At 58.4% G+C, this 507-nt stretch carries 1 pseudogene; it reads right to left on the bottom strand.

Annotation, left to right across the window (positions count from 1 at the left end):
* Positions 1-507: pseudogene (locus tag NKJ26_RS33520) on the bottom strand (type I secretion system permease/ATPase); the annotation flags it as partial.

Here is a 507-nt window from a genome sequence, read left to right as displayed (position 1 = left end):
ATTCAGGAACCTTTTCCAAGAGGTCCTCCAGCCGCGCCCAACCCTGGCGCGCCATGAGGAAGGATTTCCAGCTTGAAATGGCCAGGTCGACCGGAGCCAGCGCACGCCCCATCATTATCGAACTGACAATCATGACCCCGGCCGTAGCCTCCTGCCTGACGACAAGGGACGCACCGACGGTAAGAATGGCCGATTGCACCTGCAGGCGCAGGTCGGCATCGCAAAGCGCTGTTGCCATGTTGTGGGCAACGGTATTCCGTATCGGCCGTTGCGAGAGAGTGTTGGCAAGAAGTGTCAGAGAGGTGAGACCGACCGCCGCGATAAGTGCCGTCATGCCGATCCAGAAATGAAAGAGGAAGCAAATGCCAAGATAAAGCAGCATCCATGGCAGATCGAAGAACGCTGTCGGACCGTTTCCACCTAAGAAGCCGCGAACATTGTCGAGATCGCGAAGCGGCTGCAAGCCGTCGCCCGGCATGCGCGTTGAAAGCGGAAGGCGAACGATCG

The sequence above is a fragment of the Mesorhizobium sp. M0152 genome (assembly GCF_040322415.1).
GTDB lineage: Bacteria > Pseudomonadota > Alphaproteobacteria > Rhizobiales > Rhizobiaceae > Mesorhizobium.
This window is presented reverse-complemented; position numbering and strand designations above follow the sequence as displayed.